Origin of the sequence: Pseudomonas sp. SWRI179 (assembly GCF_014268705.1) — a bacterium.
GTDB classification, from domain to species: Bacteria; Pseudomonadota; Gammaproteobacteria; order Pseudomonadales; family Pseudomonadaceae; genus Aquipseudomonas; species Aquipseudomonas zanjanensis.
Genome location: NZ_JABWRA010000016.1, coordinates 26,161 through 49,290, shown reverse-complemented (window position 1 = coordinate 49,290; position 23,130 = coordinate 26,161). Strand labels below are relative to the sequence as shown.

19 protein-coding genes and 1 pseudogene are annotated in these 23,130 nt (G+C 60.0%); 10 read left to right on the top strand and 10 right to left on the bottom strand.

Annotation, left to right across the window (positions count from 1 at the left end; genetic code table 11):
* Positions 1-2,736 carry an RHS repeat-associated core domain-containing protein gene (locus HU767_RS11445; RefSeq protein WP_238349457.1) on the top strand — a complete coding sequence of 912 codons (2,736 nt, stop codon included), beginning with the start codon at positions 1-3 and terminating at the stop codon, positions 2,734-2,736.
* A gap of 295 nt (positions 2,737-3,031) precedes the next feature.
* On the opposite strand, the gene HU767_RS11440 is transcribed toward HU767_RS11445, so the two are convergent.
* Together HU767_RS11440 and HU767_RS11435 are read right to left on the bottom strand one after the other, a co-directional pair.
* Positions 3,032-3,766 (bottom strand): OmpA family lipoprotein, encoded by a 735-nt coding sequence (locus tag HU767_RS11440; RefSeq protein WP_018604257.1) that lies wholly within the window; start codon positions 3,764-3,766, stop codon positions 3,032-3,034.
* 153 nt (positions 3,767-3,919) lie between these two features.
* Positions 3,920-5,095 (bottom strand): aspartate aminotransferase family protein, encoded by a 1,176-nt coding sequence (locus HU767_RS11435; protein WP_186729562.1) that lies wholly within the window; start codon positions 5,093-5,095, stop codon positions 3,920-3,922.
* Between the two features lie 98 nt (positions 5,096-5,193).
* On the opposite strand from HU767_RS11435, the gene HU767_RS11430 reads away from it, so the two are divergent.
* From HU767_RS11430 to HU767_RS11415, 4 genes are all read left to right on the top strand, one after another.
* The gene (locus HU767_RS11430) at positions 5,194-6,096 is read left to right on the top strand and encodes a LysR family transcriptional regulator (protein WP_186729561.1); all 903 of its coding nucleotides are present in this window, start codon (positions 5,194-5,196) and stop codon (positions 6,094-6,096) included.
* 244 nt (positions 6,097-6,340) lie between these two features.
* Positions 6,341-7,354, top strand: a complete 1,014-nt coding sequence (locus HU767_RS11425) for a sensor domain-containing diguanylate cyclase (protein ID WP_186705095.1) — start codon at positions 6,341-6,343, stop codon at positions 7,352-7,354.
* A 79-nt stretch (positions 7,355-7,433) separates the two neighbouring features.
* A complete protein-coding gene (locus tag HU767_RS11420; RefSeq protein WP_186705094.1) occupies positions 7,434-8,177 on the top strand; it encodes a DUF72 domain-containing protein in 744 nt (247 codons plus the stop codon).
* Positions 8,178-8,298: 121 nt separating this feature from the next.
* Positions 8,299-9,003, top strand: a complete 705-nt coding sequence (locus tag HU767_RS11415) for a hypothetical protein (RefSeq protein WP_186705093.1) — start codon at positions 8,299-8,301, stop codon at positions 9,001-9,003.
* 191 nt (positions 9,004-9,194) lie between these two features.
* On the opposite strand, the pseudogene HU767_RS28800 reads toward HU767_RS11415, so the two are convergent.
* The 8 genes and pseudogenes from HU767_RS28800 to hmpA form a co-directional block, all read right to left on the bottom strand.
* Positions 9,195-9,424 (bottom strand): annotated as a pseudogene (locus HU767_RS28800) (transcriptional regulator).
* Between the two features lie 306 nt (positions 9,425-9,730).
* A complete protein-coding gene (gene cyoE / locus HU767_RS11405; RefSeq protein WP_003178131.1) occupies positions 9,731-10,618 on the bottom strand; it encodes a heme o synthase in 888 nt (295 codons plus the stop codon).
* 11 nt (positions 10,619-10,629) lie between these two features.
* Positions 10,630-10,965 (bottom strand): cytochrome o ubiquinol oxidase subunit IV, encoded by a 336-nt coding sequence (cyoD, locus tag HU767_RS11400; RefSeq protein WP_186705092.1) that lies wholly within the window; start codon positions 10,963-10,965, stop codon positions 10,630-10,632.
* The gene (locus tag HU767_RS11395; RefSeq protein ID WP_186705091.1) at positions 10,966-11,592 is read right to left on the bottom strand and encodes a cytochrome o ubiquinol oxidase subunit III; all 627 of its coding nucleotides are present in this window, start codon (positions 11,590-11,592) and stop codon (positions 10,966-10,968) included. It abuts the gene before it with no gap.
* Positions 11,593-11,595: 3 nt separating this feature from the next.
* Positions 11,596-13,626: a cytochrome o ubiquinol oxidase subunit I gene (cyoB, locus tag HU767_RS11390; RefSeq protein ID WP_053187161.1), complete on the bottom strand. Its 2,031-nt coding sequence runs from the start codon at positions 13,624-13,626 to the stop codon at positions 11,596-11,598.
* Between the two features lie 3 nt (positions 13,627-13,629).
* Complete coding sequence (cyoA, locus tag HU767_RS11385; protein ID WP_186705089.1) at positions 13,630-14,577, bottom strand: ubiquinol oxidase subunit II; 948 nt, start codon at positions 14,575-14,577, stop codon at positions 13,630-13,632.
* A gap of 776 nt (positions 14,578-15,353) precedes the next feature.
* The gene (locus tag HU767_RS11380; protein WP_186705087.1) at positions 15,354-15,863 is read right to left on the bottom strand and encodes a disulfide bond formation protein B; all 510 of its coding nucleotides are present in this window, start codon (positions 15,861-15,863) and stop codon (positions 15,354-15,356) included.
* A 584-nt stretch (positions 15,864-16,447) separates the two neighbouring features.
* Positions 16,448-17,629: an NO-inducible flavohemoprotein gene (hmpA, locus tag HU767_RS11375; protein WP_186729560.1), complete on the bottom strand. Its 1,182-nt coding sequence runs from the start codon at positions 17,627-17,629 to the stop codon at positions 16,448-16,450.
* 152 nt (positions 17,630-17,781) lie between these two features.
* Here hmpA and norR point away from each other — a divergent pair, with 152 nt between their 5' ends.
* From norR to HU767_RS11350, 5 genes are all read left to right on the top strand, one after another.
* A complete protein-coding gene (gene norR, locus HU767_RS11370; RefSeq protein ID WP_186705085.1) occupies positions 17,782-19,338 on the top strand; it encodes a nitric oxide reductase transcriptional regulator NorR in 1,557 nt (518 codons plus the stop codon).
* Positions 19,339-19,619: 281 nt separating this feature from the next.
* Positions 19,620-20,522, top strand: coding sequence for a chemotaxis protein (locus HU767_RS11365; protein ID WP_030139917.1), 903 nt, complete (start codon positions 19,620-19,622; stop codon positions 20,520-20,522).
* A 116-nt stretch (positions 20,523-20,638) separates the two neighbouring features.
* Complete coding sequence (locus tag HU767_RS11360; protein ID WP_186729559.1) at positions 20,639-20,968, top strand: hypothetical protein; 330 nt, start codon at positions 20,639-20,641, stop codon at positions 20,966-20,968.
* A 79-nt stretch (positions 20,969-21,047) separates the two neighbouring features.
* Complete coding sequence (locus tag HU767_RS11355) at positions 21,048-21,797, top strand: YkgJ family cysteine cluster protein (RefSeq protein WP_186705083.1); 750 nt, start codon at positions 21,048-21,050, stop codon at positions 21,795-21,797.
* A 229-nt stretch (positions 21,798-22,026) separates the two neighbouring features.
* Complete coding sequence (locus tag HU767_RS11350; RefSeq protein WP_186705082.1) at positions 22,027-22,998, top strand: D-glycerate dehydrogenase; 972 nt, start codon at positions 22,027-22,029, stop codon at positions 22,996-22,998.
* The last annotated feature ends 132 nt before the right edge of the window (positions 22,999-23,130 follow it).

Genomic DNA, 23,130 nt, shown 5'->3' with positions numbered 1-23,130 from the left:
ATGTCGAGGTTTACCGCCAGCATTCACGTCCACACACCTACCTTGGCCGTAGTGGATCCTCGCGGGCTCGATGTTCGTTCAGTCGCCTATTGCCGCGCCATCGAAGCAGCAGAACCCGAAGAACGAATCAACCGCAGCGCTCGCGACGCCATCGGCCGCCTGGTCAAACAGTGGGATCCCAGGCTAGGGACTCTCAGTTCTGAAGGTGCGCCCGCTAATTTATCCAACCACTATTCGTTGTCCGGCAAAGTGCTGGGTTCGCTCAGCGTCGATGCGGGTGAGCGGATCAGCCTGTTCGGCGATGGCGATCAGCTTGTTCACACCTGGGACAGCCGGTACACCGAACGGCGGCTGGAGTACGACAATCTGCTCCGTCCTTTGGCCATCCTCGAACAGGGCAAAGGCGAAGAGGCTCGCTGCACCGAACGCTACGAGTATGCCAACGCCGATGATGATTTCGCCGCCCACAACCAATGCGCCCAATTGATCCGACACGACGATCCGGCAGGCACCCAGACCTTGGAGGAATACGCACTGACGGGTGGCGTCCTCGAGCAAACCCAGCGATTCCTGCAAGCGCTGGCCTCACCGGATTGGCCGCTGCTTGTGCCCGATCGCGATGCCCTCTTGGAACCCATGGCCCAAGCGGCCACCAGCGCAACACGCTTCAACCCGCTGGGCGATGTGCTGGAGCAGACCGATGCCAAGGGCAATCGGCAACTGTTCGACTACACCGTCGATGGGCAGTTGTTCGCCAGCCATCTGCAGCTGAGCAGTCGAACCACGCCTCAGACGCTGGTCAGTGATATTGCCTACAACGCCTACGGCCAGGTTGAGCAGGAAACCGCCGGTAACGGTGTGGTCAGCACACTGACTTACCGGGCCGAGGACGGACGCCTTCTTCAGTTGCGCGCCGCGCGCGGTGCCGGCGAACCGCTGCAGGATCTGCACTACGACTACGATCCTGTGGGCAATGTCCTGAGCATTAGAGACGATGCCCTGCCGATCCGCTACTTCGCCAACCAGCGGGTTGAACCGATCAACCGTTATAGCTACGACAGCCTTGATCAACTGATCAAGGCCACCGGCTGGGAGGCTGGAGCAGCCAGTCGCGGACCAGGGTTCAACCGTTTCGACGATCCGGGCGCCGTCGCCAACTATCAGCAAACCTACCACTACGACGCCGGTGGCAACTTGCTGGAACTGGTCCATGTCGGCCCGCAAGGCCACAGCCGCAAACTGAGGGCGGCGCGTTATAGCAACCGCTGCCTGCCTGAGCGCAACGGCCAGCCACCGACCGAAGCGGAAATCGCCGCCGCGTTTGATGGCAATGGAAACTTGCTGGAGTTGCAACCAGGACAAACGATGGCTTGGGACCTGCGTAATCAACTGCGCGAGGTGAGACCGGTCGAGCGTGAAAGTGCTGATGATGATCGCGAACTGTACCTCTACGGTGGTGACGGGATGAGACGGCGCAAGGTCCGCTCGACCCAAACCAACGCCCGTTCACTGATTTCGGAAGTTCGTTATTTACCGAGTCTGGAAATCCGTACCCACGCGGGCACGGGTGAAGTGTTGCAGGTGATCTGCGTGCAGGCCGGACGCAGTGCCATGCAGGTGCTGCACTGGGAAACGCCACCGCCCTCCGGTATTTCCAACGACCAATACCGCTACAACTTGACCGACCATATGGGCTCCAGCAGTTTGGAACTCGATAGCGATGCCCAAGTGATCAGCCGCGAAACGTATCATCCGTATGGCGGTACGGCCTGGTTTGCCGGGCGCGATGACGTGGAGGCGAGTTACAAAACCGTGCGTTATTCAGGGAAAGAGCGGGATGCGACGGGGCTTTATTATTATGGGTTCAGGTATTACGCGACGTGGTTGCAGCGGTGGGTTAATCCGGATCCCAGCGGAACCTTGGATGGCTTGAATTTGTATCTCATGGTCAAGAACTGCCCCATTGTATTGCGCGATATCGCAGGCTTGGCACCTGTCTTGGCGGACGGCTCAGAGCTCAAGTCGCCGATTGCGAACGAAACGCTTGCATTGCGCATCGAGAATAACAAACCGACCTCTCTCATTTCGTATGAGGTCGATGATCTGGGCAGTCGTTTAGCCAAGGTGGATAAAGAATCGCAAGGCAGGGCGGAACGTATCGCCGAACAGTTCAATCATAAAATCGTCCTAGGGTTCATTGCCAAAACGACCCCAAAAGTGACCGACCTGCAGGAACCGAGCAAATACTTCAATGTGTTCAATAAGCATGAATGGGAGTTCAAGCAAAACTTTAAATACGCCGACTCCGGCAAAATTTTCGCGAATGATGTGGCTCGACACCAATATCGGCTTGTTGCTGAAAAAAATAATTTTTTTGGCCATTTACCCAGTACGATCAGACGATCGAAAGTGATAAATGCCGAAACGCTAAACAAAACAAAGTCGCTGGAGAGCGGCTCTGCTGAGTTATTCAATGCCTTTTGGAGTACACCAAATGGCAAAACAACACAGAGAGTCATGGAAGATTTTGGTTTGAAAGCCTTGGCGGTCAGGAAAGAGACGAACGGAAAGTACACCGACTTTATCGTGGATGTCGAACCGATTGGAGCCTACCGCAAAGTTGAGTCCTGCACCACCGTTCCAATCGCCAACGCAAACCTTGAAGCCCCCGCTGCCGCAAGACCGATATCACCAGGATTCTTGGCACGCTTTCGAGCTCGAACAATGGCGGCGTGAGGGCATTAGAAACCTTCCGCTCCCAGCCGAGCCGGAGCAAGCTCTCATGGAACAAATTACAACCTACTGATTTTTAACAAGTAGATTTTTCCGCTAAAAACAGTTTGGCCATTTGCCTCAGTTGATCGCCCCCCATTGTGGCGAGGGGATTTATCCCATAAGCGCTAACCAAATTCCAAAATAGTAAACTGATCGTCAATGAAAGAGCTGCAAGGAAAGCAAGCGTGACACCAGGACTAGATGAAGTGTCTAGTCCTGAAATAGGTCTACACCTTTTTCACCTACAGCCCAGCGATCAAGGATACTGCTGGTAAGTTTGCCCCTGCTGCTGCGGCGCCTGGTACTGCTGCCCAGGAATCGCCTTGAGATTGACCTCGACCCGACGGTTCTGCGCGCGGCCATTGACGTCTGCGTTGCTCGCCACCGGGTTGTCCGGGCCGGCGCCACGGGCCGACAGGTTGGCACCGCTCACGCCCTGGGACGTCAGGTAGGTCGCCACGCTCTGGGCGCGTCGCTGGGACAGGTCCATGTTGTGCTGGCGGCTGCCGGTGCTATCGGTGTAGCCGACGATTTCGATCTGGTTCTGGTTGAACTCCTTGAGGGAGTTGGCCAGGTTGTTCAGCGGCTGGTAGAAGCTGGACGCGATGTTCGCCGAGTCGGTGGCGAAGGTGATGTTGCCCGGCATGATCAGCTTGATCTGGTCGCCCTGGCGCTGCACTTCAACACCGGTATTGGCCATGCTGGCGCGCAGTTTCTTTTCCTGCTGGTCGGCGTAGTAGCCGTAGCCGGCCGCGGAAGCCCCCACCACCGCCGCGCCGATCAAGGCGCCCTTGCCACGGTTATCGTGACCGATGGCCGCACCGGCCAGCGCCCCCGCCAGTGCACCGAGGCCGCCGTACTTGGCGGTTTTGCTCATGCCCGACGATTCGGTAGAGGCCTGGCCCTGGTTGTCATAGGGGTTGGGCGACGCACAGCCGGACAACAAGGCCACGGCAGTAGCGACAACGATCAAGCGACGCGAGGTGAACATGAAGATGCTCCTGGGATTTTCAGTCTGGTTGCCAAAGTGTAGGCAATCGACTCTGGCAGGCGTTGGAACGCGACAACCGTTAAAAATTCCGTCCCGCTGCGTTGCGCTTCGCCCGGCTGCCGGATAAGAATCCGTCGTCCGGGCGAAGTATCCTCAACCCTGCGCCAGACAGCGGCTCACGCCCCTGACAATCATCTCCACTTCGCGCCCATCGATCGTCAGCGGCGGCAGCAGGCGAATGGTCTGGCCCCGGGTGACATTGATCAGCAGGCCGTGGTCCTGGGCAGCACGAAGGGTCAGGTCGCGGACCGGTTGCTTGAGTTCGATGCCGATCATCAAGCCTTGGCCGCGAATCGCCAATACGTTCGGGTTGTCCGCCAGTTCGGCCCGCAGCCGACCCAGCAATTGTTCGCCCTGCTGCCTGGCGTTATCCACCAGGGCTTGTTCCTCGATGATGTCCAGCACCGTGCAGCCGACCCGACAGGCCAATGGATTGCCACCAAACGTGCTGCCGTGACTGCCCGGGGTAAACAGCTCGGCGGCCTTGCCCCGCGCCAGGCAGGCACCAATGGGCACGCCGTTGCCCAGGCCTTTGGCCAGAGTCATGACGTCCGGCACGATGCCCTCGTGCTGGAACGCGAACCATTGGCCGGTACGACCGATGCCGGTCTGGATCTCGTCGAGCATCAACAGCCAGGCGCGCCGGCTGCACAGCTGCCGCAAGGCCTTGAGGTAACCCGGCGGGGCGAGTTGCACGCCGCTTTCACCCTGGATCGGCTCCACCAGCACCGCGACGATGCGCTCGGCGTGAACCTGCTGGATTTGTTCCAGCGCCGCGAGATCGCCGAACGGCACCTTGATGAAGTCCCCCGGCAAGCGGTTGTAGCCCAGCCGCACGGACGGACCGTCACTGGCGGACATAGTGCCCAAGGTGCGCCCATGGAACGCGTTGTCCATGACCACCACCAACGGCTGCTCGATGCCCTTGTGCCAGCCATAGAGGCGCGCCAGTTTCAGCGCGGTTTCGTTGGCCTCGGCGCCCGAGTTGTTGAAAAACGCTCGCTCCAGGCCGGACAGCCGGGTGAGTTTTTGCGCCAGGCGCTGCTGCCAGTCGATGCTGTACAGGTTGGACGTATGCAACAGCAGGCCGGCCTGCTCGCTGATGGCAGCCACCAGCCGCGGGTGGGAGTGGCCGACATTGGTCACCGCCACGCCCGCCACCGCATCGAGGTATTCGCGGCCGTCCTGGTCCCACAGGCGCGTCCCCAAGCCATGGGTGAAATTCAACGCCAGGGGTTGGTAAGTGGTCATCAGGCAGGCAGCGGTCATGGCATCAAGCTCCATCGGGTGGTTTTTTCCAGTATGGTTAGCCACCCTCGATGGATAAACGTCACTTTACTTCAATCATCTATAAGCTGAGCTTGATAATGGACCTGTTCCAGGCAATGACCGTTTACGTGAAAGTGGTGGAGACCGGCAGCCTGACAGCGGCGGCCCAGGCCTGCGAAATGTCCACCACCATGGTGGGCAATCATCTTCGCGCGCTGGAGCAACGTCTCGGCGTGCGCCTGATCAATCGTACGACGCGGCGCCAACGCCTGACGGAATTCGGCTCGGCCTACTACCAGCGCTGCCTGGAAGTGCTGGGGCTGGTGGCCGATTCCGAACGCCTGGCCGAACAGACCCAAGGCGAGCCCACCGGCACCCTGCGCATCACCGCGCCGCTGACCTTCGGCACCGAACGCCTCGCGCCGGCCCTGGCCGAATTCAGCCAGCGCTTCGCTCAGGTCAAACTCGACGTGGTACTGACCAACCAGCGCTTGGACCTGCTTGACCATGGTTTCGACGTCGCCATCCGCCTCGGCCTTCCCGACCCGAAATTGATCGTGCGTCCGCTGGTGGACTACACCCTGACCATTTGTGCTGCCCCTGCTTACCTGGCGCGCAAAGGCACGCCGCAAAAGCCCGATGATCTGCAACACCACGATTGCCTGTCGTTTGCCTATTCCGCCGGCGACGAATGGCGCTTCGCCCAGGAGCACTGGCCAATCAACGGTCCGGAAGGGGAAATCAAAGTCCCGGTGACCGGGCCGATGCTGATCAACAGCTCCTCGGGCCTGCACCGCGCCGCGTTGGCCGGCATGGGTGTGGTGATGCTGCCCGACGCGCTGGTGGCAAAGGATCTACAGCAAGGGGATCTGGTGGCGCTGCTGCAGGATTATCAACTGCCCCATCGGCCAATGAGCCTGATGTACGCCCAGGATCGCTACCGTTTGCCGAAGCTGCGCAGTTTTGTCGAGTTTGCGCTGGAGAAATGGGGCAAACCCTGATGGGCGTGCTCGATAAGTGTTGGATAAATCCCGTGGCGAGGGAGCTCGCTCCCGCTGGGGCGCGAAGCAGCCCTGCTTTGGGGCTGCTACGCCCGAAGCGTCGGACCGGCCCAGCGGGAGCAAGCTCCCTCGCCACAGTTCAGGCGTTCACCCGAAGCGCTGCCCGCTAGTGACGCCGAGCCCCATCGGCTACTCTTCTCCCCTGAAGAGCATTTTGATATCAGGGCTGATTGAGGGAACAACGATGGACGACGCCTCGAAGATCGATTTGCTGCGGTTCGATTTGTCCGATCTGGACGAAAGCGTGCTGCACACCATCATGGAGCTGGTCAGCGACGGCATCTGGGACTGGAACGCCAATACCGGGTTCGTCTATCGCAACCCCGGCTGGTACACCATGCTCGGCTATACGCCCCATTCCCTGAGCAATACCGTGCTGACCTGGGAGAGCGTGATCCATCCAGAGGATTATCCCCAGGTGATGGCCCTGTTCGACGATTACCTGGAACAACGGTCGCCGAAATACCAAGCCGAATACCGCTGCCGGGCCCATGACGGCTCTTATATCTGGATCGAAGACCGCGGTTACGTGATTGCTCGCAACCCCGACGGCAGCGTTGCTCGAATGATCGGCGCCCATCGCAGCATCGACGACAAGAAGCGCCTGTTCGAGCAACTCGAACGGCGCAACAAATCCCTGGAAGCGATCATCGAAGAGCGCACTCGCGAGTTGTCTCGAGTCAACCATCAACTGCAGATCCAACTCGACGAAAACCGCAGGCTCGCCGAAACCGACGCGTTGACCCTGGTCGCCAACCGCTATCGCCTGGAGCAGGCGCTGCCACTGGCCTGTGAGCGTGCCCAGCGCTTTCGCGAACCGTTGTCGCTGATCGCCATGGACGTCGACGACTTCAAGGACATCAATGACCGCTACGGCCACGCCTTTGGAGACGCAGCGCTGGTGCAGGTGGTGCAGGCGGTCAAACGCTGCGAGCGCGACGGTGACCTGTTGGTGCGCTGGGGCGGCGATGAATTCATCATGATCTTGCCAAACACGTCGTTGGCCGATGCGGTCCTGATGGCTGAAACCATTCGCCGAGGCCTGTCCGACCTGCTCCCGGTGGGCGACTTCCCGATCACCATGAGCTTTGGTGTGGTGCAGCGGCTCGACGACGAGACGCAAGAGGTCCTGATGGATCGGGCGGACCAGGCGTTGTATCGCTCCAAGATGGCCGGCAAAAACGTGATCTGCCACTGAAGCCGCAATTGCCAGGAATGAACCCATGAGGCGTTTGTCGCGGTCATAGCTTTATCCCCCCCGCGATAGGTCTCCCACGTTGCCGACTCGACTCCCCCGCTCTCCTAACCTTTTCCTGGGCTGTGCCGGCTGGTCGTTGCCCAGGGCACATTGGCCGGCATTTCCCGATGAAGGCAGCCATTTGCAGCGCTACAGCGCACGCTTCCCGGCGGTGGAGATCAATAGTTCGTTCTATCGCCCACATCGTCCCGCCACTTACGCCAAGTGGGCGGACAGCGTGGGGCCGGACTTTCGCTTCTCGGTCAAGGTGCCAAAGCAGATCACTCACGATCGACGACTGCACGATTGCGAGGGGCTTGTGGATGAGTTCCTTGGGCAGTGTTCACAGTTGGGCGAAAAACTGGGTTGCCTGTTGATCCAATTGCCGCCATCACTGGCCTTCGACAACAGCCAAGCCGAGCGCTTCTTCGAGGCTTTGCGGGATCGGTATCAGGGCCCCGCGGTTCTCGAACCCCGACACCCGAGCTGGCTCGCGCCGCAGGCCATGGCGATGCTGGAGAACGAGCGGATCGGTCGTGTTGCTGCCGATCCGTCCCCCTTATCGGGGGGCGATCTACCGGCAGGCTGGCCTGGCATTCGTTATTACCGTTTGCATGGCTCGCCGCGAATCTACTATTCCCCTTATGACGAGACCTGGCTGAAGCAGCTCGCGCAACAGTTGAAGAGCGCTGCGGATACGCCGACCTGGTGCATCTTCGACAACACCGCCAGCGGCGCCGCAACGCCGGACGCATTGCGGCTGATGGAACTGATGCGCGAATGAAATACGTACCGGCCACCGCTCCGACCGTGACAACACCGCCCGCGTCCAATAGATTAGGCGGCCGGAAAAAAGCTCAATGCCTTTCTCGCCTCATCCCGCTAACAGAAGTAGTGAAATTTCAATGTCCGATTCCAACACCGCTGAATCCGTAGTCACCCTGTCGTCCAAAGCGGAATACGAAAACTCCATCAATCTTTCACAGCATCTGCCCCAGGCCAAGACCATCAGCGAAATGGTCCTCGATGCGTTCCAGTCGAACCGCGAAAGCGACCAGATCCGCGAACTGCGCAACGCCATTCGCCAGGCCCACGATGCGTTCGATGACGACAAGGCCTACGAGTTGATGGGTCAGCTCAAGCAGCTCAAGGACGCTGAGGCTGCGGATTTTGCAGCCTTGGAAGACCTGGGCAGCCGCTTCCCGATCAGCCGCATTCTTTCCAGCTACAAAGACGACCCGTCGTTCCAGGAGCTGGTCTACGGCCTGGCCCTGAAAGTGCTGAACCAGACTCACCAGGCCATCAGCAACCCGAGCGGCAGCAAGGGCAAGGCCTCGCGGCCCAAGAAGGAAGCCGAAGTGTTTGTTATCAGCAAGGACGGCATCAGCGTCACCCTGCCCCTGCGCACGCCGCGCTCCAAGCCGAACGTGGACCGCGAAGCCTTCGAGTTCCTGGGTTTCAACTTCGTCGGCGAAGGCGAAGAAGCCGAGCTGGAAAGCGAAACCTTCCTGGACAACGACGGCACTGAACAACCGGTCACCCGCAAAAGCATCGTCACCGCGCTGCAACAGCAGAAAGCGTTCGACGGCTACAGCATCGCCCAGCAATAAGCCCAGGTTGAGTTTCCCCTGTGGGAGCGGGCTTGCTCGCGAAAGCGGTGGGTCAGTTAAGTTGAAGTTGGCTGACCGGACGCATTCGCGAGCAAGCCCGCTCCCACAGGAACATCGTCAGCGGAAATAACACCCAAGAAAAAGCCCCGCACTTCTCTCGAAGGTGGGGCTTTCCCATGGCTATGAGCGGATCAAACAGCACCAAGCCGCTCGACCATATCCGGAAACTTCTCGACCAATTTGATCAACAAAGCCGCCTGGGCATTAGGCTTTGACTTTTCCTGCTCCCAGTTTCCAAGGGTGCCCGGGCTGGTCCTGATGCTCTTGGCGAAAACGGCTTAAGCGTGATCTTGCCCTCGCGGTGAGCGGCCATCTCCTCGACGCCTTGCATCATCTCGGCAAACAGATCGCGCTTTTTCATAAGGTACCTCGTACTTTCAACTCAGCTTCTATGGCGCACCGGATATTTTCTCTTGATCGGAGATCGGCTCCCACAACTCTCCCTTAGCGAACATCCTGCGCGGACCAGCATTCATAAAGCAATAATGGATACGCAGCAATCCTTGTGGGAGCGGGCTTGCTCGCGAAGGCGCCGTGTCAGTCAACATCATTTCAACTGACCCACCGCATTCGCGAGCAGGCTCGCTCCCACAAAAGTCAGAAGTAACACCCAAAAAAAGCCCCGCGCTTCTCTCGAAGGCGGGGCTTTTTTTTGCAGCTCTGGCGCTTAAGGCGCGTAAGTCAGCAACAACTCACTCGGCACCTTGAAATCCAGGGACATCATGACGCTCAGGGCGGTGATGGTGAAGATCGAGAACACGAACAGCTTGCGTGCCCAGACCGTATCGTCCACCGCCTTGTAGCCGGTCCAGGCCATGTACAGCCAGTACATGCCCATGGCAGCGGCGACGGCGAGGTAGCTCATGCCGGCGTAGCCGCTGAAGGTCAGCATCAAGGTCGCCACCAGGAAGGCCAGGATGTAGAGCAGGATGTGCTTCTTGGCCACGCGGATGCCGCGCTTGACCGGCAACACCGGAATCGAGGCTGCCAGGTAGTCGTTGAAGCGGAAGATCGCGATGGCGTAGGAATGCGGCATCTGCCACAAGCTGAACATCACCAGCAACGTCAGCGCCGCCATGTCGAAGCTGTTGCTCACGGCCACGTAGCCGATCACTGGCGGCATCGCCCCCGACAGGCTGCCCACCAGCGTGCCGTGGACCGACTTGCGCTTGAGGTACAGGCTGTAGAGGCCGACGTAGATGACAAAACCGATCACCGCGAACAACGCCGCCAGCGGATTGGCCACCCAGTACAGCAGCGCTACGCCGGCCACGCCCAGCACCGTGGCGAAGGCCAGGGCCAGTTGCACCGGAATCAGGCCTTGGACCAGCGCCCGGTTCTTGGTGCGTTCCATCTTGATGTCGATGTCGCGGTCGATGCAGTTGTTGAACACGCAACCGGACGCCACCACCAGGGACGTGCCGATCATCGCCGCCAGGAAGATGGCCAGATCGACATGCCCTTTCGAGGCCAGGAAAAACCCGCCCGCCACAGAAAGCACGTTACCGAAAATGATCCCCGGCTTGGTGATTTGGATAAAGTGCTTCAGTGACATCCGGACTTTCCTCAGTGCGCCATCATGTTGGTGTGGATGCTGAACATGATCCACAACGACAGGCCGACCAGCAGGACAATCACGATCGCGGCAAACACAAACGCGACCACGTTGTTACGTTGGGCAGCGGAGCGGTCCAGGTGCAGGAAGTACACCAGGTGCACCAGTACCTGGACCACGGCGAAGATCAGGATGATCCACAGGGTCAGGGTCTTGGGCAGCGACGGGTACATCACCAGGCCGAACGGAATGACGGTCAGGATCACCGACAGGATGAAACCGATGGCGTAGGACTTGACGCTGCCGTGGCCGGCGTCATGGCCATCATGGGAATGTGCGTTAGCCATTTACAGGGTCCCCATCAGATAAACAACGGTGAATACGCAGATCCACACCACGTCCAGGAAGTGCCAGAACAGGCTCAGGCAGCTCAGGCGCGTCTTGTTGGTGGCGGTCAGGCCGTTTTTCTGGACCTGGTACATCATGATCGCCATCCAGATCAGGCCGCTGGTCACGTGCAGGCCGTGGGTGCCGACCAGGGTGAAGAACCCGGACAGGAAGCCGCTGCGGCTAGGGCCGTAGCCTTCGGCGATCAGGATATGGAACTCGTTGATCTCCATGGCGATAAAGCCGGCGCCCAGCAGGAACGTCATGGCCAACCAGCCCAGGACCTGGGTTTTCTTGCCCTTGAACAACGCCAGCATGGCGAAGCCGTAGGTGATCGAACTGAACAGCAGCAGCGCGGTTTCGCCCAGTACATAAGGCAGTTCGAAGATTTCGTGGCCCGACGGGCCACCGGCGACGTTGTTAACCAGCACCGCGTACACCGCGAAGATCGACGCAAACAGAATGCAGTCGGTCATCAGGTAGAGCCAGAAACCGAATACGGTCATCTCGCCCGAGTCGTGGTGATGGTCATCGTGCCCATGGTCATGACCATGGGCGTGTCCAACATTGGTCACTAAGTTCGACATGGTTTAAGCCTGTTCCAACGAGGTTTCAACACGGGTGGCGGTGGCGGGGACTTTCCCGGCCGCGACCAGGCGCTTGTGCTGCTCGGCTTCGATGCGTTCGATGACATCCACCGGCACCATGTAGCCCTGATCGTCACGGGCGGCATGGATCACGAAATACGCCACGGTGCCGACCAGGCTGGCGATGGCCAGCCACCAGATGTGCCAGATCATCGCGAAACCGAACACGGTCAACAGCGCACCCATGACCACACCGGTGGCGGTGTTGTTGGGCATGTGGATCGGCTCGTACTTGGCCGGAACCTGGTACGCGGTACCGGCTTCCTTGGCTTCGGTGAACGGGTCGATGGTTTCCGCTTTCGGCAGCACGGCAAAGTTGTAGAACGGTGGTGGCGACGAAGTCGACCATTCCAGGGTATGGGCATTCCACGGGTCACCGTGTTCGCACATGTTTTCCGGTTTCTTGCGATCACGCACGCTGACGTACAGCTGGATCAACTGGCAGGCGATACCGACCGCGATCATCACCGCGCCGAACATGGCGACGTACAGGTACGGCACCCACTCAGGGTTGGTGGTGGCGTTCAGGCGACGGGTCATGCCCATGAAGCCCAGTGCATAGAGCGGCATGAACGCGACGAAGAAGCCCGAGATCCAGAACCAGAACGCTGCCTTGCCCCAACCTTCGTGCAGCTTGAAGCCGAACGCTTTCGGGAAATAGAACGCAAAGCCTGCGATGTAGCCGAACACGGCGCCGCCGATGATCACGTTATGGAAGTGCGCGATCACGAACAGGCTGTTGTGCAACACGAAGTCCGCACCCGGGATGGCCAGCAGTACGCCGGTCATGCCGCCGATGGCGAAGGTCACCATGAAGCCCAGGGTCCACAGCACGTGGCTGGTGAAACGCAGGCGGCCCTGGTAGATGGTGAACAGCCAGTTGAACAGCTTCACACCCGTCGGGATCGAGATCAGCATCGTCGCCAGGCCGAAGAAGGCGTTGACGCTGGCCCCCGAGCCCATGGTGAAGAAGTGGTGCAACCAAACCATGAAGCCCAGTACCGAGATCGCGCCGGAAGCGTAGATCATCGAGTGGTGGCCAAACAGCTTCTTGCCGGAGAAGGTCGAGATGACTTCGGAGAAAATACCGAACGCCGGCAGGATCAGGATGTACACCTCGGGGTGACCCCAGGCCCAGAACAGGTTGACGTACATCATCGGATTTCCACCCAGTTCATTGGTGAAAATGTGGAAATCCATGTAGCGGTCAAGCGTCAGCAGCGCCAGGGTAGCGGTGAGGATCGGGAACGAAGCGACGATCAGCACGTTGGCCCAGGTGCAGGTCCAGGTGAAGATCGGCATGTCCATCAACTTCATGCCAGGGGTACGCATCTTCAGCACGGTGGCCAGGAAGTTGACCCCCGTCAGCGTTGTCCCCAACCCGGATAGCTGTAGCGCCCAGATGTAGTAATCCACCCCCACGCCCGGACTGTATTGCAGCCCCGACAACGGCGGATAGGCAACCCAACCGGTCTTGGCGAATTCGCCGACACCCAGGGACACGTTGATCAGCACCACGCCGGACACCAGCAGCCAGAAGCTGAGGGAGTTCAGGAACGGATAGGCAACGTCGCGCGCGCCGATCTGCAGCGGCACTGCAAGGTTCATCAGGCCGGTGAAGAATGGCATCGCCATGAAGATGATCATGATCACACCGTGGGCGGTGAAGATCTGGTCATAGTGTTCAGGCGGCAGGTAGCCAGGCGAACCCTCGGTGGCCATGGCCAACTGGGTACGCATCATGATGGCGTCGGCAAAACCGCGCAGCAGCATGACCATGGCGACGATGATGTACATCACGCCGATTTTCTTGTGATCGACCGAGGTCAGCCACTCTGTCCACAGGTAGGTCCACTTCTTGAAATAAGTGATACCGGCGAACAATGCCAGACCACCGAGCGCGATGATGGCGAGGGTCACCATGACAATCGGCTCGTGGAACGGGATCGCTTCCCAACTTAATTTACCTAACATCGTTTACTCCTCTGCCCCGGCAGCTGAATGCGAGCTCATGTCCATCCCTTCCATGTTGTGAGCCACTTCCTTGTCTTTCTTCTCGTGGTGCATCGGCTTGCCCGGATTCATCCCTTCATACTTGTCGATGATGGTCTGGAACAGGTTCGGCGTAACCGACGAGTAGAGTTCGACTGGGTTGTTCTGGCTCGGCTTGGAAAGGGCTTCGTATTCAGCTTTTTCAAGCTGTTTAGGTGCCTTCTTCACTTCGTTGACCCAGGCGTCGAATTCTTCCTGGGTGGTGGCGGTCGCTTTGAACTTCATGCCGGTGAAACCCGCGCCGCTGTAGTTGGCGGAGATACCTTCAAGTTCGGTGTTCTGGTTGGCGATCAGGTGCAGCTTGGTCTGCATGCCGGCCATCGCATAGATCTGGCCGCCCAGGCCCGGGATGAAGAACGAGTTCATCACGGTGTCGGAGGTGACCTTGAAGTTGATCGGCGTGTGGGCCGGGAACACGATCTTGTTGACCGTGGCGATGCCTTGTTCCGGATAGATGAACAGCCACTTCCAGTCCATCGAGACCACTTCGATGGTGATCGGCTTGACGTCGGATTCAAGCGGACGATAAGGGTCCAGGGCGTGGGTCGACTTGTAGGTGACATAACCCAGGGCAATGATGATCAGCACCGGAATGGTCCACACCGCCACTTCGATCTTGGTCGAATGCGACCATTTCGGCGTGTAGGTGGCCTGGGTGTTGGTTGCGCGGTACTTCCAGGCGAACAGGAAGGTCATGACGATAACCGGCACAACGACCAGCAACATCAGCAGCGTGGCGGTGATGATCAGGTTTCGTTCATCCAGGCCGACCTGGCCCTTGGGATCGAGCAAGGTCATGTTGCAGCCTCCCAGCAGCAACGTGCCGAGCAGCGGCAACAAGCCTAGTAATCGGGGGTACCTGTTTTTACTCATCTCACGACCTCTAAAGCAGCTTGCGCAATGCAGTTGGGTTTTGATCGCCAACACTTCACCCTGCCAAGGGTTGGCATTTTCTTGGATTGAATAAGGGCTGCCCGTCGAACGTCAGCGGCTGTTCGACACATCCTGGGCCAGCAGTGAGTTCTTATTCGTTGGTCAAAAGGCCTAGTTCAAGCCCAATTCCATTTGGTGCGGATAGTTGGAGGCACCGACACCTGGGGTCGCATGGGGCGCTGGCGCCCTTCGACCACTCTCGTGCTCAAGCTTGAGCCGGGTCGGAAAATCGGTGCGGGCGATTGTAGTGAGGTGACGCGCTGTAGACCATGTCTCATCCCGAAATAATTTTTATCCGATCCGGCAACAATCTCTTGCTGATATTGCAACGGGCCAGCATCTTATCGAAATTCATTCTCAACAAGAACCCCAAAAAACGTAGGTCTACTACGCCCGATTTAGACAGCTCGAGCCGATTCGCAAGAGCTTTTTTGTCCGGCAAGCGCCCATTTTCAGGGGCCTGCGCCGCCTGACGCCGCGCTGTTAAAAATGCCTGCTGCAAGCGAGACGCTGGCTGCGAAACCAGACGTTTTTTTGTTACAGGAATGAGCGTTTAACTGCCGTCGGAAAGGCTGAGCGTCGCAAGATATGTGACAACGTGTCGCACGTTGTCGCAGGTCATTCTTGCCTCGGATCAAGGACGCTCCGGCTCAGGGGTGAAACAGAAAACGCCCCGGCTCTCCAAGGGAGAAACCGGGGCGTTTCATTGAGGCGTTTCAGCGAAGCGTTTTGCGGTTACGCGACACCAGCAATGGCACCAGCACCACCGTCAACACGAAGGCCACCAGTGCCCATTGCGCCAGGGACAGGCCCAGGATCGGTGGGTAGGGCGTGGAGCAAAAACCGTCGACCTGGAACCCCAGCGGAAAGATCTTCGCCAGCGGCAGGTCATCGACAATCGGTTGCAAGACATCGATACCGCAACTGACCGCGGGGAAGAACTGGGTGTACACGTGATGCCCGGCTACACCGGCCCCGGCCAGGGCGCAGAGCACCACCAGGCCTTCGAAGATCGTCAGGCTGCGGCGGGTGCGCATGGCGGCGCCGATGAAGGCGAAAATCGCGATCAGCAACAACGCATAGCGTTGCAGGATACACAGCGGGCACGGCGCCTCGCCGAGGGCCACCTGCATGTACAGCGCACCACCGATCAGTGCCAGGCAGATCAGCCCCAGCAGCACCAGATAGCGCCGCTCGCGGCCCAGCCGCATCATTTCCTCACTCATTGCGTTTCCCTTTGTCTGTATGGATCGACGCGCAGCCTCGCAACACCCGGCGCGCGATCGGACGTACCGAAGTCTACACGCTGACCATGACAGTGAACGAGCAGCGGGCGTCGACAATTGAAGGGAATAGAGCGCAAGAAAGTTAAGCGGGGATTAATGCGGGTCAGTTGGACAGGGGTGGAGCTGCGGCCGCCATCGCGAGCAAGCTCGGCTCCCACATGGGTTTGCGGGTTGTTCACAGATATCGTACTCATCACAAATCCCTGTGGGAGCTGAGCTTGCTCGCGATGGCGGTGGGTCAGTCAGTGAACAAGCTGGCTGTACTACCGTCTTCGCGAGCAGGCTCGCTCCCACAGTTTTTTGTGGTGCTCACAGGAATCGTGTCCACCGCAATTCCCCTGTGGGAGCGGGCTTGCTCGCGAAAGCGGTAGATCCGCCTGCATTGATGTCGGATGTGCCGACGTCTTCGCGAGCAGGCTCGCTCCCACCCTGGATCTGTGCTGGCCGTCAGACCTGTGCAAATCCCTTGTGGGAGCGAGCCTGCTCGCGATGAAGGCAACCCGGTCTCCCGGCTTGCCGCGACCTTATTCCAGCGCCGCCGCCGGGCCGAAGAACTCGTAGCGGCTCTGCCGGTCGGGCACGCCCAGGGCCTTGAGGTGGCGCTTGACGGCGCCCATGAAGCCCTTCGGCCCAAGGAAATAGGCGTCCAGGTCACGCTGCTCCGGTAGCCACTGCGCCAGTTGCTCCTGGCTCAACAGCCCCACCTTGTCCGCCGCCGGGCTTACCCCGTCGTCTTCGTCGTAGCAGTAGAAGCGCTTGAGTTGCGGATGCCGCTTGGCCAGATCGTCGATCCAGTCACGGAAGGCATGGACGCGGCCGTTACGTGCGCAGTGAATGAAATGCACCGGCCGCTCGGTTTGCAGCGCTGCCTGCAACATGGCCAGGGTCGGGGTAATGCCGACGCCGCCGCTGATCAGCACCAACGGTTTTTCGCTGGCAGTCAGGTAGAAATCCCCGGACGGCGGGAACAACTGGATGCGACTGCCGACCTCAAAATGATGATGCAGGAAGTTCGACACCCGCCCGCCCGGCTCGCGCTTGACGCTGATCCGGTACTGGCCATTGTCCGCCAGGGCCGACAGCGAATAGTTGCGGCGCACTTCCTCGCCATCGAGCACGAGCTTCATGCCGATGTACTGGCCCGGCTCGGCCATCAGGATCGGGCCCTTGTCCGCCGGCTCGAAGTAGAACGAGGTGATTTCCGCGCTTTCCTGGACCTTGGCCGCCAGGATGAACTCGCGCTCGCCACGCCAGCCGCCCAGCGCCTCGGCCTTCTTGTCGTACATGTCGGCTTCGGCGCCGATCAGGATATCCGCTAGCTGGTTGTAGGCAGCGCCCCATGCCGCGATCACTTCGGGGGTGGCGATTTCTTCGCCCAGCACCTCAGCAATCGCCCGCAGCAGGCACGCACCGACAATCGGGTAATGTTGCGGCAGGATCTGCAGGGCAACGTGCTTGTTGACGATTTTCGCCACCAGGTCGCCCAATTGGTCAAGCTGGTCGATGTGCCGCGCATACATCAATACACCGTTGGCCAAGGCACGTGGTTGGTCGCCGCTGGCCTGGTGAGCCTGGTTGAACAGCGGGCGGACCTGAGGGTACTCGGACAGCATCATGCGATAGAAGTGAGTGATCAGCGCCTCCCCACCGCTTTCCAGCAAGGGCACGGTGGAGCGAATGATGGCGCGTTCTTCTCGACTGAGCATAGGGTGACTCCTGGCGTATGATCGATAACAGTTGCTTATGTCATATCAGTTTCCGTGCCATATTTTTTTATCTTTAATATCAACAAGTTAAAAACAATGTAGTCATATCGACACGGCTCACCTTATAGTCGTTTCGACTACACGGAGTCATTATGACCGCAACCGCCCTGCTGACCTCCCTGCTGCCGCTGGTGGCCGACCTGTCCCGTGAACTGCCTGAAGGTGAACGTTATCGGCGCCTGCTCGGCACCCTGCGCGCCCTGCTGCCCTGCGATGCGGCGGCGTTGTTGCGTCTGGACGGAGATTGCCTGGTGCCGCTCGCCGTGGATGGCTTGAGTACCGATACACTGGGCCGGCGATTCCGGGTCAGCGAACACCCGCGCTTCGAAGCGCTGCTGGCCAACCCGCACCCCACCCGCTTCGCCGCTGACAGTGACCTGCCCGATCCCTACGACGGGCTGGTCGAGGGGCTGGCCAAGCATCTGGAAGTTCATGACTGCATGGGTTGCCCACTGTTCATCGACGAGCGCCCCTGGGGCCTGCTGACCCTGGATTCGCTGGACCCGGAGCGCTTCGAACCCATCGACCTCAGTGCCCTGCAAGCCTTCGCCAGCCTCGCCGCCGCCACGGTCAGCGCCGCCGAGCGCATCGAGCGCCTGGCCTTGAAAGCCGAGGACGAACATCGCCGCGCCGAGGTCTATCGCCAGGCCAGCGGCCAGCAACACCGCGACATGGTCGGCCAGAGCAAGGCCCACAAGCGCCTGGTGGAAGAGATCACGCTGGTGGGCGGCAGCGACCTGACGGTATTGATCACCGGCGAAACCGGTGTGGGCAAGGAACTGGTCGCCCAGGCCATCCACGCCGCGTCGAAACGCGCCGGCCAGCCACTGGTCAGCCTCAACTGCGCCGCCCTGCCGGATACGCTGGTGGAAAGCGAACTCTTCGGCCATGTCCGGGGCGCCTTCACTGGGGCCACGAACGACCGCCGCGGCAAGTTTGAACTGGCCGACGGCGGCACCTTGTTCCTCGACGAGGTGGGTGAGCTGTCCCTGACTGTCCAGGCCAAGTTGCTGCGGGTGTTGCAAAGCGGCCAACTGCAGCGCCTGGGTTCGGACAAGGAGCACCGGGTCGATGTTCGCCTGATCGCCGCCACCAATCGCGACCTCGCCGAAGAAGTGCGCAACGGCCGTTACCGGGCCGACTTCTATCATCGCTTGAGCGTGTATCCCTTGCAGGTGCCGGCGCTGCGTGAGCGTGGGCGGGACGTGCTGCTGCTCAGCGGCTTCTTCCTCGAACAGAATCGTTCGCGCATGGGCCTGGGCAGCCTGCGCCTGACCAGCGACGCCCAGGCCGCATTGCTGGCCTACGACTGGCCGGGCAACGTGCGCGAACTGGAACACCTGATCGGCCGTAGCGCCCTGAAGGCCTTGGGTCGCTACCCGGCGCGCCCGAAAATCCTCAGCCTCAGCGCCCAGGACCTGGATTTGCCCCACGCCCCTGTGGATAACGCCGAACCGTCATCCCCCAACCCGGCACCGGTCGCACCAGGCGTGACGGGGGATTTGCGCGAAGCGGTGGACGCGTTCCAACGCAATCTGATCGCCGCCTGCCTGGAGCGTCACCAGCACAACTGGGCCAGCGCCGCCCGGGAGCTGGGGCTGGACCGAGCGAACCTGGGGCGGATGGCCAAACGGCTTGGCCTGAAATAGTGGTTGGAGGTGCTTTTGTGGCGAGGGAGCTTGCTCCCGCTGGGCTGCGAAGCAGGCCCATCAACCGCAGCGCGGTTTCGAATCTTACGACCGCTGCGCGGCCGAGCGGGAGCAAGCTCCCTCGCCACAAAAGCTATCCCGCACAAGGATCTTGTTACAACGATCCATGCGATCGACAGGCTTTCACCCTAAAGCCTGCCCCCGACAAGTCGATAACCCAATATCACAAGCTGTTCTGGCGACCTTCATGCTCGCCCCACCTTTTTCCACAGAAGGTTTTTATGTCTTCCAACAAAGCCCGCGCAGATTCACTTTCGCTTCTGCTGTTTACCTTGCGCAGCGGCAAGCTGATGGCGATCAACCTGCTCAAGGTCAGTGAAATCATTCCCTGCCCACCGTTGACCAAGCTGCCGGAGTCCCATCCCCACGTCAAAGGCATCGCCACCCTGCGCGGGACCTCGCTGTCGGTGATCGACCTGAGCCGCGCCATTGGCGAGCGGCCGCTGGAAGACCCGGACGGCGGCTGCCTGATCGTCACCGACGTCAGCCGTTCCAAGCAGGGCCTGCATGTGCAGGCGGTCAGCAAGATCGTGCATTGCCTGACCACCGACATCAAACCGCCGCCCTACGGCTCCGGCGGCGTGCGCGCATTCATCACTGGCGTGACCTCGGTGGACGGCACGCTGGTGCAAGTATTGGATATCGAAAAGGTCATCCACGGCATCGCGCCGGCGCAGATCGAAACCGCGCCGACCGAATTGAGCATGGAAGACGCCGAAGTCCTGGGCAACGCCCGGATCCTGGTGGTCGATGACAGTCAAGTCGCCTTGCAGCAATCGGTGCACACCCTGCGCAACCTGGGCCTGCAATGCCATACCGCCCGCAGCGCCAAGGAAGCCATCGATTGTCTGCTGGAGCTGCAGGGCACGGCGCAGGAGATCAACCTGATCGTCTCCGATATTGAAATGTCGGAAATGGACGGCTACGCCCTCACCCGGACCCTGCGCGAGACGCCGGATTTCGCCCACCTCTACGTGTTGCTGCACACCTCGCTGGACAGCGCCATGAACAGTGAGAAAGCGCGATTGGCCGGCGCAAACGGGGTGCTTACCAAATTTTCGTCGCCCGAATTGACCAAGTGCCTGATCACCGCGGCCAAGGCCGTCGCCGAACAAGGTCGCTGAGCCCCCCGCGTCGATGCGGGCCAAGTTCAAGGAGGCTGCGATCGTCGCGGCCTCTGACCCCTGCCCCGACCTCATGCATACTCCTGTCCTCGTTCCCCCGAACAAGGACATTGTCGATGAAAACCCCTGCACTGATGCTCCTCGGCCTCACTGCCGCCATCGCCTTTCAGGCTCAGGCTTCCAGCCCCGACGCGTGGGCCGCCTACGACAAAAAAGTGCTCGCCAGTTGCCTCAAGGCCAGCGGTTTGAAAGATCCCGAACCTGTCGGTACCGCCGCGCAATTTGATGACCGGGTAGGCTATACGGCGCTGTTACTGCAAGGCCAATACCCACAGAAGCACATGAACGGCGCGACGGGCACCGAGCTGTGCCTTTATCGCAAAAAAACCAAGACCGCCTTCGTCACCGAGTGGGACTCGATCCGCCCGGCCGAAGCCCCTCAATGAATGGCGCATAACTTGCTTCGCACGGCTTATCGCGGCGTTTTTCTGTCGCCGCTTTCAGCCTATTGCCTTCGGTCGATCAATGAACACAACGTTTTCCTGCGTAGGGTGCGGTAAATGCTGCACCGGTCATCACGTTCCCCTGACGCTCGACGAAGCCAGGATGTGGGCGAATGACGGCGGCCAGGTGATTGTCCTGGTCGAGGCCTTCCTGCCCAATGGCCTCGGCCTTCCGGTGGCGCAGCGCGAACATGCCGAACGCCGTTCGGCAGTGGTCCGCAGCGGCACGAGCGAGGTGCTCGTGGCAATTACCTTCGCCGCTTATAACCCAGGCCCTTGCCATAATCTGGACGCCGACAACCTGTGCCGCATCTATGAGCGCAGGCCTTTGGTTTGCCGCATCTACCCCATGGAAATCAACCCGCACATCCCGCTCAATACCGCCGCCAAGGACTGCCCGCCAGAATCGTGGGAAACGGGGCCGCAGTTGATCATCGGCGGTGAGTTGGTGGACCAGGAGCTGGCTCGGTTGATCGAACGTTCACGCCAGGCCGATCGTGAAGAGATCGCGATCAAGGCGCGCATCTGCGTGTCCCTGGGCATCCACACAACGGCGTTGAAGGGCGACGGATTCACGGCCTACCTGCCGAACATGGCCGCGTTCGCCATCGCGATTGATCAGGCCCGCTCGCAGCCGTTGGACCCCGAAGCGGGTGAATGGCAGTTCCACCTGTCCGGCGAGGACGTTGCCAGCCAAGTGACGGCCAGTGGCGCAAGCGTGGTCACCGAGGCACCGGTCAACTACGCCTTCATTTCCCTGCGGGCTGCCTAGGATTATCAGAAGTTACAAAATCACAGCCCACCACAGATCAAATGTGGGAGCGGGCTTGCTCGCGAAAGCGGTCTGGCATTCAACATCAATGCAAACTGACCCGACGCCTTCGCGAGCAAGCCCGCTCCCACAGGTGGAGTTTGCGATATCCCAATCAAACTCCCCTCTCGCCTAACCCGCGCCAGGAATGTTAGCGTGCTTGGTATTCCCTGCAGATGAGCCTTGCACGATGAAAAAAACCGTACTTGCCTTCAGCCGTATCACACCTCCCATGATCGAGCGCCTGCGCCAGGACTTCGAGGTGATCGTCCCCAATCCGTCGAACGGCGACATCAACGCGCAGTTCAACGACGCCTTGCCCCACGTCCATGGGCTGATTGGTGTCGGTCGCAAGCTCGGCCGCGAGCAATTGCAGAACGCCACGAACCTGCAAGTGGTCTCCAGCGTGTCGGTGGGCTACGACAACTACGACCTGGCCTACTTCAATGAGCGCGGGATCATGCTCACCAACACCCCCGACGTGCTCACCGAAAGCACCGCCGACCTGGCCTTCGCCCTGCTGATGAGCAGCGCCCGGCGCGTGGCCGAACTGGACGCCTGGACCAAGGCCGGGCAATGGCAAGCGACCGTCGGTCCGCAACTGTTCGGCAGCGACGTGCATGGCAAGACCTTGGGCATCGTAGGCATGGGCAACATCGGCGCAGCCATTGCCCGGCGTGGCCGGTTGGGGTTCAACATGCCGATCCTGTACAGCGGCAACAGCCGCAAGACCGAGCTGGAAAACCAATTGGGCGCACAATTTCGCGAACTGGACCAGTTGCTGGCCGAAGCCGATTTCGTCTGCCTCGTGGTGCCATTGAGCGAGAAGACCCGCCATTTGATCGGCCAGCGTGAACTGGGGCTGATGAAGCCAAGCGCCATCCTGGTCAACATTTCCCGTGGCCCGGTGGTGGATGAGCCAGCGCTGATCGAAGCCTTGCAGAACGGTCGCATCCGCGGTGCCGGGCTGGATGTCTACGAGAAAGAACCGCTGGCTGAATCGCCGCTGTTCCAGCTGAAGAACGCCGTGACCCTGCCCCATATCGGCTCCGCCACCCACGAGACCCGTGAGGCCATGGCCAACCTTGCTGTGGATAACTTGCGCAGTGCCTTGCTGGGCGAGCGACCGAAGAACCTGGTCAACCCACAAGTCTGGAAATAAAACACACTGTGGCGAGGGAGCTTGCTCCCGCTGGGCTGCGCAGCAGCCCCTTGCGGTTTATCTGATGCACCGTGGCGGCAGATACACCTTGGGGGCGCTTCGCAACCCAGCGGGAGCAAGCTCCCTCGCCAC

Excerpts from the sequence above, each read along its gene's own strand:
- HU767_RS11350 (WP_186705082.1), top strand. The coding sequence starts at position 22,027 with ATGAAAAAAACCGTACTTGCCTTCAGCCGTATCACACCTCCCATGATC.
- HU767_RS11435 (WP_186729562.1), bottom strand. The coding sequence starts at position 5,095 with ATGACCGCTGCCTGCCTGATGACCACTTACCAACCCCTGGCGTTGAAT.
- cyoB (WP_053187161.1), bottom strand. The coding sequence starts at position 13,626 with ATGTTAGGTAAATTAAGTTGGGAAGCGATCCCGTTCCACGAGCCGATT.
- HU767_RS11395 (WP_186705091.1), bottom strand. The coding sequence starts at position 11,592 with ATGTCGAACTTAGTGACCAATGTTGGACACGCCCATGGTCATGACCAT.
- HU767_RS11360 (WP_186729559.1), top strand. The coding sequence starts at position 20,639 with ATGAAAACCCCTGCACTGATGCTCCTCGGCCTCACTGCCGCCATCGCC.
- norR (WP_186705085.1), top strand. The coding sequence starts at position 17,782 with ATGACCGCAACCGCCCTGCTGACCTCCCTGCTGCCGCTGGTGGCCGAC.
- HU767_RS11430 (WP_186729561.1), top strand. The coding sequence starts at position 5,194 with ATGGACCTGTTCCAGGCAATGACCGTTTACGTGAAAGTGGTGGAGACC.
- cyoA (WP_186705089.1), bottom strand. The coding sequence starts at position 14,577 with ATGAGTAAAAACAGGTACCCCCGATTACTAGGCTTGTTGCCGCTGCTC.
- HU767_RS11355 (WP_186705083.1), top strand. The coding sequence starts at position 21,048 with ATGAACACAACGTTTTCCTGCGTAGGGTGCGGTAAATGCTGCACCGGT.
- HU767_RS11365 (WP_030139917.1), top strand. The coding sequence starts at position 19,620 with ATGTCTTCCAACAAAGCCCGCGCAGATTCACTTTCGCTTCTGCTGTTT.
- HU767_RS11380 (WP_186705087.1), bottom strand. The coding sequence starts at position 15,863 with ATGAGTGAGGAAATGATGCGGCTGGGCCGCGAGCGGCGCTATCTGGTG.
- cyoD (WP_186705092.1), bottom strand. The coding sequence starts at position 10,965 with ATGGCTAACGCACATTCCCATGATGGCCATGACGCCGGCCACGGCAGC.
- cyoE (WP_003178131.1), bottom strand. The coding sequence starts at position 10,618 with ATGTCACTGAAGCACTTTATCCAAATCACCAAGCCGGGGATCATTTTC.
- HU767_RS11425 (WP_186705095.1), top strand. The coding sequence starts at position 6,341 with ATGGACGACGCCTCGAAGATCGATTTGCTGCGGTTCGATTTGTCCGAT.
- HU767_RS11440 (WP_018604257.1), bottom strand. The coding sequence starts at position 3,766 with ATGTTCACCTCGCGTCGCTTGATCGTTGTCGCTACTGCCGTGGCCTTG.
- HU767_RS11415 (WP_186705093.1), top strand. The coding sequence starts at position 8,299 with ATGTCCGATTCCAACACCGCTGAATCCGTAGTCACCCTGTCGTCCAAA.
- HU767_RS11445 (WP_238349457.1), top strand. The coding sequence starts at position 1 with ATGTCGAGGTTTACCGCCAGCATTCACGTCCACACACCTACCTTGGCC.
- hmpA (WP_186729560.1), bottom strand. The coding sequence starts at position 17,629 with ATGCTCAGTCGAGAAGAACGCGCCATCATTCGCTCCACCGTGCCCTTG.